Here is a 14932-nt window from a genome sequence, read left to right as displayed (position 1 = left end):
TTGTGCGCGCTTTCACGAGGGGGGCGTATATGGCGGAACGGAACCTTACGGTTACTCCCAGCGGAAGAACTTCGCCGCCGCACCGAGCCCCAGGACCGCCCAGACGGCCAGGATCCCCGCGTCGGCCCACGGCATCGAGGCCCCGTCCCGGAGGATGTCGCGCAGCCCGTCGGAGAGGGCCGAGATCGGGAGCAGCGCGAGCACGTCGCCCGCGGCGCCGAACTTCTCCAGCGGGACCATGACCCCGCCGGCCACCAGGAGCAGCAGGAAGACCAGGTTCGCGGCGGCCAGGGTGGCCTCGGCCTTGAGGGTGCCGGCCATCAGGAGGCCGAGCCCGGAGAAGGCGGCCGTGCCGAGGACCAGGAGCAGCAGGACCGAGAAGGGGTTGCCCTGCGGGGACCAGCCGAGGGCCAGGGCGATCGCCGTCAGGAGCACGACCTGGAGGACCTCGGTGACCAGGACGGAGAGCGTCTTGGCGGTCATGAGCGCCCAGCGGGGGAGCGGTGAGGCTCCGAGCCGCTTGAGCACCCCGTACCGCCGCTCGAAACCGGTCGCGATGGCCTGGCCGGTGAAGGCGGTGGACATCACGGCCAGGGCGAGGACGCCGGGGGCGAGGAAGTCGACGGCCTCGCCCTCTCCGGTGTCGACGACGTCGACCGTGGAGAAGAGCACCAGGAGCAGCGAGGGGATGATCACGGTCAGGAGCAGCTGCTCGCCGTTGCGCAGCAGCATCCTGGTCTCCAGGGCGGTCTGCGCGGCGATCATCCGCCCGACGGGGGCGGCACCGGGCTTCGGGGAGTAGGTACCCGTGCTCATGACCGCAGCTCCTTGCCGGTGAGCTCAAGAAAAACGTCTTCGAGGGTGTGGCGTTCGACGGAGATGCCGTCGGGCATGACGCCGTGCTGGGCGCACCAGGTGGTGACCGTGGCGAGCAGCTGGGGGTCGACGGTGCCGGTGATCCGGTACGTGCCGGGGAGGGGTTCCGCGGCGGCCGAGCCGTCCGGCAGCGCCTTGAGCAGGGAGCCGAGGTCGAGGCCGGGACGCCCGGTGAAGCGCAGGGTGTTCTCGGCGCCGCCGCGGCACAGCTCCTCGGGGCTGCCCTGGGCGGCGACCCGGCCGGCGTCGACGATGGCGACGTCGTCGGCGAGCTCCTCCGCCTCCTGCATGAAGTGGGTGGTGAGGACCACGGTGACGCCGTCGGCGCGCAGCTCGCGGACGAGGTCCCAGGTGGCGCGGCGGGCCTGCGGGTCGAGTCCCGCGGTGGGCTCGTCGAGGAAGACGAGCTCGGGGCGGCCGACGACGGCCATGGCGAGCGCGAGGCGCTGCTGCTGGCCGCCGGAGAGGCGCCGGTAGGTGGTGCGGCCGCAGGAGCCGAGGCCCAGCCGCTCGACGAGGGCGTCCACATCGAGGGGGTGGGCGTGCAGCTTCGCCATGTGGCGGAGCATCTCGTCGGCGCGGGCGCCGGAGTAGACGCCGCCCGACTGGAGCATCACGCCGATCCTGGGCCGCAGGGCGGCGGCGTCGGCGATCGGGTCGAGGCCGAGGACGCGGACGGTGCCGCCGTCGGGCCTGCGGTAGCCCTCGCAGGTCTCGATGGTGGTGGTCTTGCCGGCCCCGTTGGGGCCGAGGACGGCGGTGACGGTGCCCGCGCGTACGTCGAGGTCGAGGCCGTCGACGGCGGTCTTGTTTCCGTACCGCTTGAGCAGGCCACGCACCTCGACGGCACTGCCGACGGACTCGTATGACATGTCCGGAAGTCTAAGGACCCGGCGGGTGCGCCCGGGCCGCGCCCCCGGATTCCGGCCGCGGCCGGAATCCGGGGGGCACCCTTCCGGCCCGGGACGTCCTCCCGGCCCCGAGATGCCCTCCCGGCCCCGGGACTCCCCCTCCCCGGCCCGGGTGAGCCGTCCCGTACGGGGAAGGGGCGGCACATGGCCGTGTACATCGGCACGTCCGGCTGGCAGTACCGGGACTGGCGGGGCGTGCTCTATCCCGAGGGCCTGCCGCAGCGGCTCTGGCTGGAGGAGTACGCGCGCGTGTTCGCGACCGTGGAGAACAACAACGCCTTCTACCGGCTGCCCGAGCGCCACACCTTCGCCGCGTGGCGGGAGCGGACGCCCCCCGGCTTCGTCATGGCGGTGAAGGCGAGCCGCTTCCTCACCCACATCAAGCGTCTGAGGGATCCCGAGGAGCCCGTGGAACGGCTGATGGGACGGGCGGACGCGCTCGGGGACCGGCTCGGTCCCGTCCTGCTCCAGCTGCCGCCGACGCTGCGCGCGGACGCGGGGCTGCTGGACGCGGTGGTCGCGTGCTTCCCGCCCGGGGTGCGGGTGGCGGTCGAGCCGCGGCACGACTCGTGGTGGACCGAGGGGATCGCCGGGGTCCTGAGGGACCGCGGGGCCGCCCTGTGCTGGGCTGACCGCGGCTCGCGGCCCGCGACGCCGCTGTGGCGGACGGCGGACTGGGGGTACGTGCGCTTCCATGAGGGACGGGCCCGGCCCTGGCCCCGCTACGGCCGCCAGGCGCTGGGGACCTGGGCGGACCGGATCGCGGGGGCCTGGCCGGAGGGCGCGGACGTGTTCGCGTTCTTCAACAACGACCCCGGCGGCGCGGCCGTCCGCGACGCGGAGTTCTTCGCGCGTCTGATGCGTTCGCGCGGCCGGACGGTGGCCGGGACGACGGTGTGGCCGGGAGGCCGGGGCGGGCCCGAAGGCCCTGGTCGGAGGGCTGGTGATTCATCCCACGAATGATCGTTTCCGCAGGTCAGGTAAGCCTTACCTGAGTGACGCACGACATCGTCACGGGTCCGGACGCCGCTTGTCACTCCCCGATTAATTACGCAACAATGGCGTTGTGAAAAACGTTGGCGCGGCTCCGGTGGAGGAACTCGCGACCCGAGAGCGTTCCACGCGCAACCGGGTCGCGCGGTCGATCCTGGACCACGGTCCCTCGACCGTCGCCGACCTCGCCGGACGGCTCCGCCTCACCCAGGCCGCCGTCCGCCGCCACCTCGACTCGCTGGTCGCCGAGAACGTCGTCGAAGCCCGCGAGCAGCGCGTCTACGGGACCCGGTCCCGCGGCCGCCCCGCGAAGGTCTTCGCGCTCACCGACTGCGGCCGGGACGCCTTCGACCAGTCGTACGACTCCCTCGCCGTCGAGGCGCTCCGCTGGATCGAGCGCAACGCGGGAGGAGAGGCGGCCGTCGCCGCCTTCGCCCGCGACCGGATCGAGGCGCAGGCCGGGGCGTACCGCGAGGCCGTCGAGTCGGCCGAGCCCGCCCAGCGGACCGAGGCGCTGGCCAAGGCCCTCACGGCGGACGGGTACGCTGCCACTGCGCGGAACGCGCCGGTCGGCGAGCAGCTCTGCCAGCACCACTGCCCGGTAGCCCACGTCGCCGAGCAGTACCCCCAGCTGTGCGAGGCGGAGACGGAGTTCTTCTCCCGCCTCTTGGGAACGCACGTCCAGCGTCTGGCCACCATCGCGCATGGTGACGGCGTCTGCACCACGTTCATCCCGCACGGCGCCCCACAGACCAACGAATCAGCATCCGCAAGCACGGCCGGGAGGAACCCCGCATGACCACCGAGATCAGCCACCCCGAGCTCGAGGGCCTGGGTCGGTACGAGTACGGCTGGGCCGACTCCGACGCGGCCGGCGCCGCGGCCAAGCGCGGACTGAACGAGGACGTCGTCCGCGACATCTCCGCGAAGAAGAACGAGCCCGAGTGGATGCTGAAGCTGCGTCTCAAGGGTCTGCGCCTCTTCGACAAGAAGCCCATGCCGACCTGGGGCTCCGACCTCTCCGGCATCGACTTCGACAACATCAAGTACTTCGTGCGGTCCACCGAGAAGCAGGCCGAGTCCTGGGAGGACCTGCCGGAGGACATCAAGAACACGTACGACAAGCTCGGCATCCCGGAGGCGGAGAAGCAGCGCCTCGTCGCCGGTGTCGCCGCCCAGTACGAGTCCGAGGTCGTCTACCACCAGATCCGCGAGGACCTGGAGGAGCAGGGCGTCATCTTCGTCGACACCGACACCGCGCTGAAGGAGCACGAGGAGCTCTTCAAGGAGTACTTCGGCACCGTCATCCCGGTCGGCGACAACAAGTTCGCCTCCCTGAACACGGCCGTGTGGTCCGGCGGCTCCTTCATCTACGTGCCGAAGGGCGTGCACGTCGAGATCCCGCTCCAGGCCTACTTCCGCATCAACACGGAGAACATGGGCCAGTTCGAGCGGACGCTGATCATCGTCGACGAGGACGCCTACGTCCACTACGTCGAGGGCTGCACCGCCCCGATCTACTCCTCCGACTCGCTGCACTCCGCGGTCGTCGAGATCATCGTGAAGAAGGGCGGCCGCTGCCGCTACACGACCATCCAGAACTGGTCGAACAACGTCTACAACCTGGTGACCAAGCGCGCCGTCGCCTACGAGGGCGCCACCATGGAGTGGGTCGACGGCAACATCGGCTCCAAGGTCACCATGAAGTACCCGGCCGTCTACCTCATGGGCGAGCACGCCAAGGGCGAGACCCTGTCCATCGCCTTCGCGGGCGAGGGCCAGCACCAGGACGCCGGCGCCAAGATGGTCCACATGGCCCCGAACACCTCCTCCAACATCGTCTCCAAGTCGGTGGCGCGAGGCGGCGGCCGCACCTCCTACCGCGGTCTCATCGAGATCGGCGAGGGTGCCCCGGGCGCCAAGTCCAACGTCCTCTGCGACGCGCTGCTCGTCGACACGATCTCCCGCTCCGACACGTACCCCTACGTGGACGTGCGCGAGGACGACGTCTCCATGGGCCACGAGGCGACCGTCTCCAAGGTCTCCGAGGACCAGCTCTTCTACCTGATGAGCCGCGGCCTCACCGAGTTCGAGGCCATGGCGATGATCGTCCGCGGCTTCGTCGAGCCCATCGCCAAGGAGCTCCCCATGGAGTACGCCCTGGAGCTCAACCGGCTGATCGAGCTGCAGATGGAAGGCGCGGTGGGCTAGAGCGCCCCGCAGACCAGGCAAACGACCCGGGCTCAGTCGCTGAGCCCCGCGAGTCCGCCGCACGACGGCAGGTTCCCGGCCGGCGCCGCAAGGCGCCCGGCCGGACCGGCCCACCGCACGGGGCGGGCCCGTAAGACGAGGCAGGAAGAGAGCAAGACGACAGCCATGGCTGAGGCTCAGAACATCCCGGCGGGCTCCACCACCGCCGGCTCGATCGCGGTGGCCGCAGAGTCCACCGTCGCCACGCGCATGAGCGCGCCCCCGTCCTTCGACGTCGCGGACTTCCCCGTCCCGCACGGCCGTGAGGAGGAGTGGCGGTTCACCCCGCTGGCCCGCCTGCGCGGACTCCACGACGGCACCGCCGTCGCCTCCGGCGAGGGCGTGAAGGTCGAGGTCGAGGCCCCCGAGGGCGTCACCGTGGAGACCGTCGGCCGCGACGACGAGCGCCTCGGCAAGGCCGGCACGCCCGTCGACCGCGTCGCCGCCCAGGCGTACTCCTCCTTCGAGAAGGCCGGCGTCGTCACCGTCGCCAAGGAGACGGTGCTCACCGAGCCGATCCGCATCTCCGTGCACGGCCAGGGCGGCGTCGCCTTCGCCCACCAGGTGATCGAGCTCGGCGCCTTCGCCGAGGCCGTCGTGGTCATCGACCACACCGGTGACGCCGTGCTCGCCGCCAACGTGGACTACGTCCTCGGCGACGGCGCCAAGCTGACCGTCGTCTCCGTCCAGGACTGGGACGAGAAGGCCGTCCACGTCGCCCAGCACAACGCCCTCGTCGGCCGTGACGCCTCCTTCAAGTCGGTCGTCGTCACCTTCGGCGGCGACGTCGTCCGCATCCACCCGCGCGTCGAGTACGCGGGCCCCGGCGGCGAGGCCGAGCTCTTCGGCCTGTACTTCACCGACGCCGGCCAGCACCAGGAGCACCGCCTCCTGGTCACCCACAACCTCCCCCACTGCAAGTCCAACGTGGCCTACAAGGGCGCGCTGCAGGGCCAGGACGCGCACGCCGTCTGGATCGGCGACGTGCTCATCCAGGCCGCCGCCGAGGGCACCGACACGTACGAGCTCAACCGGAACCTGGTCCTCACGGACGGCGCCCGGGTCGACTCCGTGCCGAACCTGGAGATCGAGACCGGCGAGATCGCCGGCGCCGGTCACGCCTCGGCCACCGGCCGCTTCGACGACGAGCAGCTCTTCTACCTGATGGCCCGCGGCATCCCGGAGGCCGAGGCCCGCCGCCTCGTCGTCCGCGGCTTCTTCGCGGAGCTCGTCCAGCAGATCGGTCTGCCGGACGTCCAGGAGCGCCTCCTCGCCAAGATCGAGGCCGAGCTGGAGGCCTCCGTCTGATGGCCTTCGTCCGAGTCTGCGCGCTGAGCGAGCTGGAGGCCGACACCCCGAAGCGGGTCGAGGTCGACGGCACGCCGGTGTCGGTCGTGCACACCGAGGGCGAGGTGTACGCGATCAACGACATCTGCTCGCACGCGAACGTCTCCCTCTCGGAGGGCGAGGTCGAGGACTGCGCGATCGAGTGCTGGCTGCACGGCTCCAGCTTCGACCTGCGCACCGGCAAGCCCTCCGGCCTTCCCGCGACGCGCCCCGTCCCCGTATACCCCGTAAAGATCGAAGGGGACGATGTGCTCGTCTCCGTCACCCAGGAGTCCTGAGTCACCCATGGCTACGCTTGAAATCCACGACCTGCACGTCTCCGTCGAGGCGGAGAACGGCCCCCGCGAGATCCTCAAGGGCGTCGACCTGACCATCAAGCAGGGCGAGACCCACGCCGTCATGGGCCCCAACGGCTCCGGCAAGTCGACCCTGGCGTACTCCCTCGCGGGTCACCCGAAGTACACGGTCACCGGCGGCACCGTCACCCTCGACGGTGAGGACGTCCTGGAGATGTCGGTCGACGAGCGCGCCCGCGCCGGCGTCTTCCTCGCCATGCAGTACCCGGTCGAGGTCCCCGGCGTCTCGGTCTCCAACTTCCTGCGCACCTCCGCCACCGCCGTCCGCGGCGAGGCGCCCAAGCTGCGCACCTGGGTGAAGGAGGTCAAGTCCGCGATGGAGCAGCTCCAGATGGACCCGGCCTTCGCCGAGCGCAACGTCAACGAGGGCTTCTCCGGCGGTGAGAAGAAGCGCCACGAGATCCTGCAGCTGGAGCTCCTCAAGCCGAAGATCGCGATCCTCGACGAGACCGACTCCGGCCTCGACGTCGACGCCCTGCGCATCGTCTCCGAGGGCGTCAACCGCGTCCGCGAGACCGGTGAGGTCGGCACCCTGCTGATCACCCACTACACGCGCATCCTGCGCTACATCAAGCCCGACTTCGTGCACGTGTTCGCGAACGGCCGCATCGTCGAGTCCGGCGGCGCCGAGCTCGCCGACCAGCTGGAGAACGAGGGCTACGACAAGTACGTGAAGGGTGGCGCATCCGCGTGACTTCTGCCCATCAGGGGCTCTCCGGCCTCCTCGACACCGAGGCGATCCGCAAGGACTTCCCGCTCCTGGATCGCGTGGTCCACGACGGCAAGAAGATCGTGTACCTCGACTCCGCGGCGACCTCGCAGAAGCCGCGCCAGGTCCTCGACGCGCTCAACCAGTACTACGAGCGTCACAACGCCAACGTCCACCGCGGCGTCTACACGGTCGCCGAGGAGGCGACGGCGCTGTACGAAGGCGCCCGTGACAAGGTCGCGGCCTTCATCAACGCGCCGAGCCGCGACGAGGTGATCTTCACCAAGAACGCCTCCGAGTCGCTCAACCTCGTGGCCAACATGCTGGGCTGGGCCGACGAGCCCTACCGCGTGGACCACGAGACCGAGATCGCCATCACGGAGATGGAGCACCACTCCAACATCGTGCCGTGGCAGCTGCTCTCGCAGCGCACGGGCGCGAAGCTGAAGTGGTTCGGCCTCACCGACGACGGCCGCCTCGACCTCTCGAACATCGAGGAGGTCATCACCGAGAAGACCAAGATCGTCTCGTTCACGCTGGTCTCGAACCTGCTCGGCACGGTCAACCCGGTGGAGACGATCATCCGCCGCGCCCAGGAGGTCGGTGCGCTCGTCTGCATCGACGCCTCCCAGGCGGCCCCGCACATGGTCCTGGACGTGCAGGCGCTCCAGGCCGACTTCGTGGCCTTCACCGGCCACAAGATGTGCGGCCCGACCGGCATCGGCGTGCTGTGGGGACGGCAGGAGCTCCTGGAGGACCTCCCGCCCTTCCTCGGCGGCGGCGAGATGATCGAGACCGTCTCGATGCACTCCTCGACGTACGCGCCGGCCCCGCACAAGTTCGAGGCGGGTACACCCCCGATCGCCCAGGCCGTCGGCCTCGGCGCGGCCGTGGACTACCTGTCGGCGATCGGCATGGAGAACATCGCGCGCCACGAGCACGCGATCACCGAGTACGCCGTCCGCCGCCTCCAGGAGGTCCCTGACCTGCGGATCATCGGCCCCACCACGGCCGAGGACCGCGGCGCGGCGATCTCCTTCACGCTGGGCGACATCCACCCGCACGACGTGGGCCAGGTCCTCGACGAGCAGGGCATCGCGGTCCGGGTCGGCCACCACTGCGCGCGGCCGGTCTGCCTGCGGTACGGAATTCCCGCGACCACGCGAGCGTCGTTCTATCTGTACTCCACTCCGGCCGAGGTCGACGCCCTGGTCGAGGGGCTGGAGCACGTCCGTAACTTCTTCGGCTAGGGGAACGGCTCGTGAAGCTGGATTCGATGTACCAGGACGTCATCCTGGACCACTACAAGCACCCGCACGGGCGCGGTCTTCGGGACGGCGACGCCGAGGTGCACCACGTCAACCCGACGTGCGGCGACGAGATCACGCTCCGCGTGAAGTACGACGGCTCGCGCATCGAGGACGTGTCGTACGAGGGCCAGGGCTGCTCCATCAGCCAGGCCTCGGCCTCCGTCCTCAACGAGCTGCTCGTCGGCAAGGAGCTGGCCGAGGCGCAGAAGATCCAGGGCACCTTCCTGGAGCTGATGCAGTCCAAGGGCCAGATCGAGCCGGACGACGCGATGGAGGAGGTCCTGGAGGACGCCGTCGCGTTCGCCGGGGTCTCCAAGTACCCGGCCCGTGTGAAGTGCGCGCTGCTCAGCTGGATGGCGTGGAAGGACGCGACCGCCCAGGCGCTGGGTGACGCGGAGAGGAAGTCGGCATGACCGAGAACGCCGAGGCCACGATGAAGCCGGCCTCCGAGGAAGAAGTCCGTGAGGCGCTGTACGACGTCGTCGACCCCGAGCTGGGGATCGACGTCGTCAACCTGGGCCTGATCTACGGCATCCACATCGACGACTCGAACGTCGCGACGCTGGACATGACCCTGACGTCGGCGGCCTGTCCGCTGACCGATGTGATCGAGGACCAGGCGAAGTCCGCGACGGACGGCATCGTCAACGAGCTGAAGATCAACTGGGTCTGGATGCCCCCGTGGGGCCCGGACAAGATCACGGACGACGGCCGCGAGCAGCTTCGCGCGCTCGGCTTCAACGTCTGATCGCAGGTGTACGTGAGAACGGCCGCGCCCTTCGGGGCGCGGCCGTTCCGCATGTCCGGAGGCTGTTCCGCGTGCCCTGCGGTCGTCCCGCGGGGCTGGAGGAGACCTGGCTAGAGGAGACCCGCCGCGCGGGCCAGCTCCGGGGCCAGGTTCTCCTTGCGGATGCGCTGGTCGACGTAGAACAGCGCCGTGACCAGGGGCGGGAAGACGGAGACGACGGCCTGACTGACCAGCTGGCCCACGGCGAGGACGCCGAAGAGGATGAGGAAGGAGGCGATCAGGGCGTTGGGGTCGTGGCCGGAGAAGTCCGCGGCCGCCAGGGGTGCCGAGAGCAGCAGGGCGAGGACCTGCTGGATCAGCCAGCTCACCACGGCGGCCATCACGCCGGCGGCGAGCAGGCCGCCGAAGACCCGCCACCACGAGCCCCGGACCAGGGACGAGGAGCGGCGCATCGAGGCGAGGGCGCCCTGGTTCTCGATGACGGCCGCCGCCGGGGCGAGGCTGAACTTGATCCAGATCCAGAGGGCGAGCGGCAGGGTGACCGTCGCGCCGATCAGCGCCAGGAACGGCGCGATCAGCGGGCCGGTCCGGACCGCGATCAGCGCCACGGTCAGGGCGACGAAGGCCGCAAGGAAGAGCGCGGCCGGGAGCAGCAGGGTGAGCGTGGTCAGCACCATGGTGCCGAAGACGGCCGGCGTCCGGGACCAGGCCCGGCGCCAGACCGCGCCGAAGGTGGTGGGCCGGCCGAGGACGGCTTCCTGGACCACGGCCGGGCAGGCGGCCGCCACCACGGTGTTGGCGCACAGGATCGCGACCATGGCGGCGATCCAGACGCAGACGAAGGCGACGAGCAGCGGCCGGACGTCCTCCCAGCGGGGGTCCTGGCCCTCCGGCAGATCGAACACGGCGGGGAAGGCGTCCCCGACGCTTGCGTATCCGATGCCGACCGCCGCGGCGACGACCAGGAGCGCGGCGCCGTAGACGGCTCCCGCGACCCCGAGCAGCTGCTTCCAGTAGCGGCCGAAGGTGGCGAAGGCGCCGGTCAGGATCGTGCTGAAACCGAGCGGCGCCAGGGGTATGACTCCGGGCTTCGGCGGCGGGGGCGGCGGCGGATAGCCGTAGCCGTGGGGCGGTCCTGGCGGACCTGGGGGATACGTCATGCGGGACACCGTATCGGGGGGCCGTTGTGTACGACCGTACGCAGCACTGTGTACGCTCGTACGCATGGGTTACGGACTCCTTGCGGGCGCCATTGCGGCGGAGATACTCGCCACCACCTCGATGAAGTACAGCGAGGGCTTCAGCCGGCTCTGGCCGTCCCTCGTCACCGGGGCGGGCTATCTCATCTCCTTCGCGCTCCTCGCCCAGGCGCTCAAGACCCTCCAGGTCGGCACCGCCTACGCCATCTGGTCCGGGGTCGGCACCGCCGCCGTCGCCGTCATCGGCTTCCTCTTCCTCGGCGAGAGCCTGGGCCCCGCCAAGATCGCCGGAATCCTCCTCATCATCGTCGGCGTCGCCGTCCTCAACCTCGGCGGCGCGCACTGATGGCCCGGGCCCGGAGGTACGACCCCGACCGCCGCGAGCGGATCGTCGACGCCGCCCTCACCGTCGTCGGGCGCGCCGGCCTCGGCGGCCTGAGCCACCGCACGGTGGCCGCCGAGGCCGACGTGCCGCTCGGCTCCACCACGTACCACTTCGCCTCCCTCGACGAACTCCTCGTCGCGGCGCTCCGCAAGGCCAACGAGGGCTTCGGACGGCTGCTCCGCGAGCACCCCGCCCTCACCGACCCGGACACCGGCCTCGCCACCGCGCTCGCCCGGCTCCTGGGGGAGTGGCTCGGCGGCGAACGCGCGCGCGTGGAGCTGGAGTACGAGCTCTACCTCGCCGCCCTGCGCCGGCCCGCCCTGCGCCCGGTCGCCGCCGAGTGGACCGAGTCCGTCGTCGCCTCCCTGGCCCACCGCACCGACCCCCTCACCGCCCGCGCCCTGGTCGCCGTCATGGACGGCATCTGCCTCCAGGTCCTGCTCACCGACGGCGCCTACGACGAGAACCACGCGCGCGTGATCCTCGCCCGGGTCCTGAACGAAGGACCGAATCCACCGCTCACGGCCTCGTCGGAACCGCCGACGGACTCGACCGACACCTGAGACCGGTTGGCCCGGGCGGGGGCCCGCCGGTTAGGTTTTCCGTCATGACCACTGCTCCTCGCACCACCGGCGCCGTCGCCGCCGGCCTCGCCACCATCGCCGGCGACGGCACCGTTCTCGACACCTGGTTCCCCGCCCCCGAGCTGACCGAAGAGGCCGGCCCCGCCGGCACGCAGCGGCTCACCCCCGACGAGGCCGTCAACGCCCTCGGAGAGGGCGCCGCCAAGGCCCTCGGCGTGGACGCCCGCCGTGGCGTCGAGGTGGTCGCCGTCCGCACCGTCATCGCCTCGCTCGACGAGAAGCCGCTCGACGCCCACGACGCCTACCTCCGCCTCCACCTGCTGAGCCACCGGCTGGTCAAGCCGCACGGCCAGAGCCTGGACGGCGTCTTCGGCCTGCTCGCCAACGTCGCCTGGACCTCGCTCGGCCCGGTCGCCGTCGACGACATCGAGAAGGTCCGGCTCAACGCCCGCGCCGAGGGCCTGCACCTCCAGGTGACCTCGATCGACAAGTTCCCGCGCATGACCGACTACGTCGTGCCCGCCGGGGTCCGGATCGCCGACGCCGACCGCGTCCGCCTCGGCGCCCACCTCGCCGCCGGCACCACCGTCATGCACGAGGGCTTCGTCAACTTCAACGCCGGCACCCTCGGCACCTCGATGGTCGAGGGCCGCATCTCCGCCGGCGTCGTCGTCGGCAACGGCTCCGACATCGGCGGCGGCGCCTCCACCATGGGCACCCTCTCCGGCGGCGGCAACGTCGTCATCTCCATCGGCGAGCGCTGCCTCATCGGCGCCGAGGCGGGCGTCGGCATCGCGCTCGGCGACGAGGTCGTCGTCGAGGCCGGTCTGTACGTCACCGCCGGCACCCGGGTCACCATGCCCGACGGCCAGATCGTCAAGGCCCGCGAGCTCTCCGGCGCCTCGAACATCCTCTTCCGCCGCAACTCGGTCACCGGCGCCGTCGAGGCCCGCCCGAACAACGCGGTCTGGGGCGGCCTCAACGACATCCTGCACAGCCACAACTGATCCGGCGGCTCCGCGGTCAGCGCGACGCGGAGCCCGCCCGAAGCAGCGCCTCGTGCGCAGCCCGCAGCCCGTCGGCCGTCTCCCGGTCGGCGGGCTGCAGCGGTTCGCGCACCGGGCCGCCGAGCAGAGCCTTCGCGGTCACCGTGCCCGGCAGGCCCGAGGCCATCATCAGCTCGGCCAGCGGCAGGGTCAGGGCGTTGAGCCGGGCCGCGCCCGCGGTGTCGCCCGCGTCGAAGGCGTCCAGGACCGCCCGCAGCCGACGCGGTACGACGTTGGCCACCGTGCTCACGAAGCCGGCGCCGCCCACCGCGTACAGCGGCAGGTTCAGCTCCTCGCAGCCCGAGTAGTACGCGAGCCCGGTCTCCGCGATCAGCCGGGCCGAGCCGAGCAGGTCGTACGAGCAGTCCTTCACCGCCACGATCCGCGGGTGCCGGGCGAGCCGCCGCATCGTCGCGGGCTCGATCCGGGTGCCGGTGCGGACCGGGATGTCGTAGACCATCACCGGGAGACCGGTCGCGTCCGCGACCTTCAGGAAGTGCGCCTCGACGGCGGCCTGCGGGGGACGGCTGTAGTACGGGGTGACGACGAGCAGCCCGTCCGCCCCCGCCTTCTCGGCCTGCCGGGCGAGCTCCGCGGTGTGCAGGGTGTCGGCGGTGCCGACGCCCGCGAGGACCGCCGGGCCGGGGCCGACCTCGTCCCGCACCGCGCGGATCAGCGCGGCCTTCTCCGCGTCCGTGGTGGTCGGGGACTCTCCCGTCGTGCCGTTGAGGACCAGACCGTCGCAGCCCTCCGCGACGAGCCGGGCGGCGAGCTCACGCGCCGCGTCCAGGTCGAGGCCGCCGGTGGCGTCGAACGGGGTGACCATCGCGCACAGGGCGCGCCCGAAGGGGCGTTCAGTGTTCATTCGAGAAGTCTGTGCGGGAGCGATCGTGAAGGTCCACTTAGATCTGCTTGGTTCGAGAATTCAGTTTCTGTGAACGATGGGCGTCTGGCATGATCGGCCGGGCGCGACAGGGGGACATGGAGAAGAACGCACATGAGCGAACAGCGCGTCGCACTCGTCACCGGCTCGTCCTCGGGCATCGGAGCGGCCGTCGCCCGACGGCTCGCCGACGCCGGCTACCGGGTCGTCGTCAACTCGGGGCGCTCGGTCGAAGCGGGCCAGGCCCTCGCCGCCGAACTGCCGGACGCCGTCTACGTCCAGGCCGACGTCTCCGACGAGACCCAGGCCGCCCGGCTCGTCGCGGCCGCCGTGGAGGCGTACGGCCGCCTCGACCTCCTCGTCAACTGCGCGGGCACCACCCGGTTCATCCCGCACGACGACCTCGAAGCCGCCTCGCCCGAGGTCTGGCGCCACCTCTACGACGTCAACGTCATCGGCGTCTGGCAGACCGTCACCGCCGCCGTCCCGCACCTGCGGAAGACCCGCGGCAACATCGTGACGATCTCCTCCCAGGCCGGCGTCCGGCCCGGCGGCAGCTCCATCCCGTACTCGGTCTCCAAAGCCGCCGTCAACCACATGACGAAGCTCCTCGCCAAGACCCTCGGCCCCGACATCCGCGTCAACGCGGTCGCGCCCGGCCTCATCGACACCCCCTGGTTCGACGGGGTGGAGGGCGCCGACGCCGCCAAGGAGCACGTGGCCGGTGTCGTCCCGCTGCGCCGGGTCGGCCGCCCCGAGGACATCGCCGGGGCCGTCTTCGACCTCGCCCACGCCTCGTACATCACGGGAGAGATCCTCCTCGTCGACGGTGGTGGGCACCTGCTCGGCTAGAGCGCCAGTTTGAAGCCGTCGTGGCTGCGGGCGAAGCCCAGCGAGGCGTAGAAGCGGTGGGCGTCCGTACGCCGCTTGTTGCTGGTCAGCTGGACGAGCGCGCAGCCGCGCTCCTTCGCCCGCGCCACGGCCCGCTCCATCAGCTCCCGGCCCAGCCCGCCGCCCCGCCGGTCGGCCCTGATCCGGACCGCCTCGATCAGGGCCCGCTCGGCGCCGCCCTTGCCGAGCCCCGGGATGTACGTGGCCTGGAGGCAGCCCAGGACGAGGTCCCCGTCCACCAGGACGAGCACCTCGTTGCGCGGATCGGCCTCGATGTCCGCGAAGGCCCGCTCGTACGCCTCGGTGACGACGACCGAGCCGGGGTCCACGACCCTGTCCTCGTCGGCGAGCAGGGCGAGGACGGCGGGCAGTTCGGCGCGGGTGGCGGGGCGAAGGATCATGAAAGCAGTCTCCCACGGGCAACCCCCTTGACCTCAACCATGG

The 14932-nt window shown here is 71.1% G+C and carries 18 protein-coding genes; 13 read left to right on the top strand and 5 right to left on the bottom strand.

Going from position 1 to position 14932, the window contains the following annotated elements; genetic code table 11:
- Positions 1–51: 51 nt before the first annotated feature.
- On the bottom strand, positions 52–816 hold the full coding sequence (locus ABT041_RS21720; protein ID WP_351186798.1) for an ABC transporter permease: 765 nt from the start codon (positions 814–816) through the stop codon (positions 52–54).
- Positions 813–1748, bottom strand: coding sequence for an ABC transporter ATP-binding protein (locus ABT041_RS21715; protein WP_351186796.1), 936 nt, complete (start codon positions 1746–1748; stop codon positions 813–815). The genes ABT041_RS21720 and ABT041_RS21715 overlap by 4 nt, the downstream gene beginning before the upstream one ends.
- A 183-nt stretch (positions 1749–1931) precedes the next feature.
- Here ABT041_RS21715 and ABT041_RS21710 point away from each other — a divergent pair, with 183 nt between their 5' ends.
- From ABT041_RS21710 to ABT041_RS21670, 9 genes are all read left to right on the top strand, one after another.
- Positions 1932–2750, top strand: a complete 819-nt coding sequence (locus tag ABT041_RS21710) for a DUF72 domain-containing protein (RefSeq protein ID WP_351186794.1) — start codon at positions 1932–1934, stop codon at positions 2748–2750.
- A gap of 103 nt (positions 2751–2853) precedes the next feature.
- Positions 2854–3579, top strand: a complete 726-nt coding sequence (locus ABT041_RS21705; RefSeq protein WP_351186792.1) for a helix-turn-helix transcriptional regulator — start codon at positions 2854–2856, stop codon at positions 3577–3579.
- Positions 3576–4991 carry a Fe-S cluster assembly protein SufB gene (gene sufB, locus ABT041_RS21700; protein WP_041128639.1) on the top strand — a complete coding sequence of 472 codons (1416 nt, stop codon included), beginning with the start codon at positions 3576–3578 and terminating at the stop codon, positions 4989–4991. The genes ABT041_RS21705 and sufB overlap by 4 nt, the downstream gene beginning before the upstream one ends.
- A gap of 165 nt (positions 4992–5156) precedes the next feature.
- Positions 5157–6338 (top strand): Fe-S cluster assembly protein SufD, encoded by a 1182-nt coding sequence (gene sufD / locus ABT041_RS21695; protein ID WP_351186790.1) that lies wholly within the window; start codon positions 5157–5159, stop codon positions 6336–6338.
- A complete protein-coding gene (locus tag ABT041_RS21690) occupies positions 6338–6655 on the top strand; it encodes a bifunctional 3-phenylpropionate/cinnamic acid dioxygenase ferredoxin subunit (RefSeq protein ID WP_030692512.1) in 318 nt (105 codons plus the stop codon). The genes sufD and ABT041_RS21690 overlap by 1 nt, the downstream gene beginning before the upstream one ends.
- 7 nt (positions 6656–6662) lie before the next feature.
- The gene (gene sufC / locus ABT041_RS21685) at positions 6663–7427 is read left to right on the top strand and encodes a Fe-S cluster assembly ATPase SufC (RefSeq protein ID WP_041128637.1); all 765 of its coding nucleotides are present in this window, start codon (positions 6663–6665) and stop codon (positions 7425–7427) included.
- The gene (locus tag ABT041_RS21680) at positions 7424–8692 is read left to right on the top strand and encodes a cysteine desulfurase (protein ID WP_351186788.1); all 1269 of its coding nucleotides are present in this window, start codon (positions 7424–7426) and stop codon (positions 8690–8692) included. The genes sufC and ABT041_RS21680 overlap by 4 nt, the downstream gene beginning before the upstream one ends.
- Positions 8693–8703: 11 nt before the next feature.
- On the top strand, positions 8704–9165 hold the full coding sequence (gene sufU, locus ABT041_RS21675) for a Fe-S cluster assembly sulfur transfer protein SufU (protein ID WP_041128635.1): 462 nt from the start codon (positions 8704–8706) through the stop codon (positions 9163–9165).
- Positions 9162–9500, top strand: a complete 339-nt coding sequence (locus tag ABT041_RS21670; protein WP_017238620.1) for a metal-sulfur cluster assembly factor — start codon at positions 9162–9164, stop codon at positions 9498–9500. Before sufU ends, ABT041_RS21670 begins: the two co-directional genes overlap by 4 nt.
- A gap of 110 nt (positions 9501–9610) precedes the next feature.
- Here ABT041_RS21670 and ABT041_RS21665 read toward each other — a convergent pair whose 3' ends face one another.
- Positions 9611–10660 carry an oxidoreductase gene (locus tag ABT041_RS21665; RefSeq protein WP_351186785.1) on the bottom strand — a complete coding sequence of 350 codons (1050 nt, stop codon included), beginning with the start codon at positions 10658–10660 and terminating at the stop codon, positions 9611–9613.
- 64 nt (positions 10661–10724) lie between these two features.
- On the opposite strand from ABT041_RS21665, the gene ABT041_RS21660 reads away from it, so the two are divergent.
- Genes ABT041_RS21660 through dapD form a run of 3 tightly spaced genes read left to right on the top strand, consistent with a single transcriptional unit; the run spans position 10725 to position 12675 of the window.
- Positions 10725–11045: a DMT family transporter gene (locus tag ABT041_RS21660; RefSeq protein WP_351186783.1), complete on the top strand. Its 321-nt coding sequence runs from the start codon at positions 10725–10727 to the stop codon at positions 11043–11045.
- Entirely contained in the window at positions 11045–11647 is a 603-nt protein-coding gene (locus ABT041_RS21655) for a TetR/AcrR family transcriptional regulator (protein ID WP_351186781.1), read from the top strand. Before ABT041_RS21660 ends, ABT041_RS21655 begins: the two co-directional genes overlap by 1 nt.
- A 44-nt stretch (positions 11648–11691) precedes the next feature.
- The gene (gene dapD / locus ABT041_RS21650) at positions 11692–12675 is read left to right on the top strand and encodes a 2,3,4,5-tetrahydropyridine-2,6-dicarboxylate N-succinyltransferase (RefSeq protein WP_351186779.1); all 984 of its coding nucleotides are present in this window, start codon (positions 11692–11694) and stop codon (positions 12673–12675) included.
- 16 nt (positions 12676–12691) lie between these two features.
- Here dapD and dapA read toward each other — a convergent pair whose 3' ends face one another.
- Positions 12692–13579 carry a 4-hydroxy-tetrahydrodipicolinate synthase gene (dapA, locus tag ABT041_RS21645; protein ID WP_351186777.1) on the bottom strand — a complete coding sequence of 296 codons (888 nt, stop codon included), beginning with the start codon at positions 13577–13579 and terminating at the stop codon, positions 12692–12694.
- 132 nt (positions 13580–13711) lie between these two features.
- Between dapA and ABT041_RS21640 the strand changes: the two genes are divergently transcribed.
- Positions 13712–14449 carry an SDR family NAD(P)-dependent oxidoreductase gene (locus ABT041_RS21640; protein WP_351186775.1) on the top strand — a complete coding sequence of 246 codons (738 nt, stop codon included), beginning with the start codon at positions 13712–13714 and terminating at the stop codon, positions 14447–14449.
- Here the strand turns inward: ABT041_RS21640 and ABT041_RS21635 are convergent.
- The gene (locus ABT041_RS21635; RefSeq protein WP_351186773.1) at positions 14446–14889 is read right to left on the bottom strand and encodes a GNAT family N-acetyltransferase; all 444 of its coding nucleotides are present in this window, start codon (positions 14887–14889) and stop codon (positions 14446–14448) included. The genes ABT041_RS21640 and ABT041_RS21635 overlap by 4 nt on opposite strands.
- Between the last annotated feature and the right edge of the window lie 43 nt (positions 14890–14932).

It is taken from the genome of Streptomyces sp. NPDC002825, assembly GCF_040295385.1.
Lineage (GTDB): Bacteria > Actinomycetota > Actinomycetes > Streptomycetales > Streptomycetaceae > Streptomyces.
This window is presented reverse-complemented; position numbering and strand designations above follow the sequence as displayed.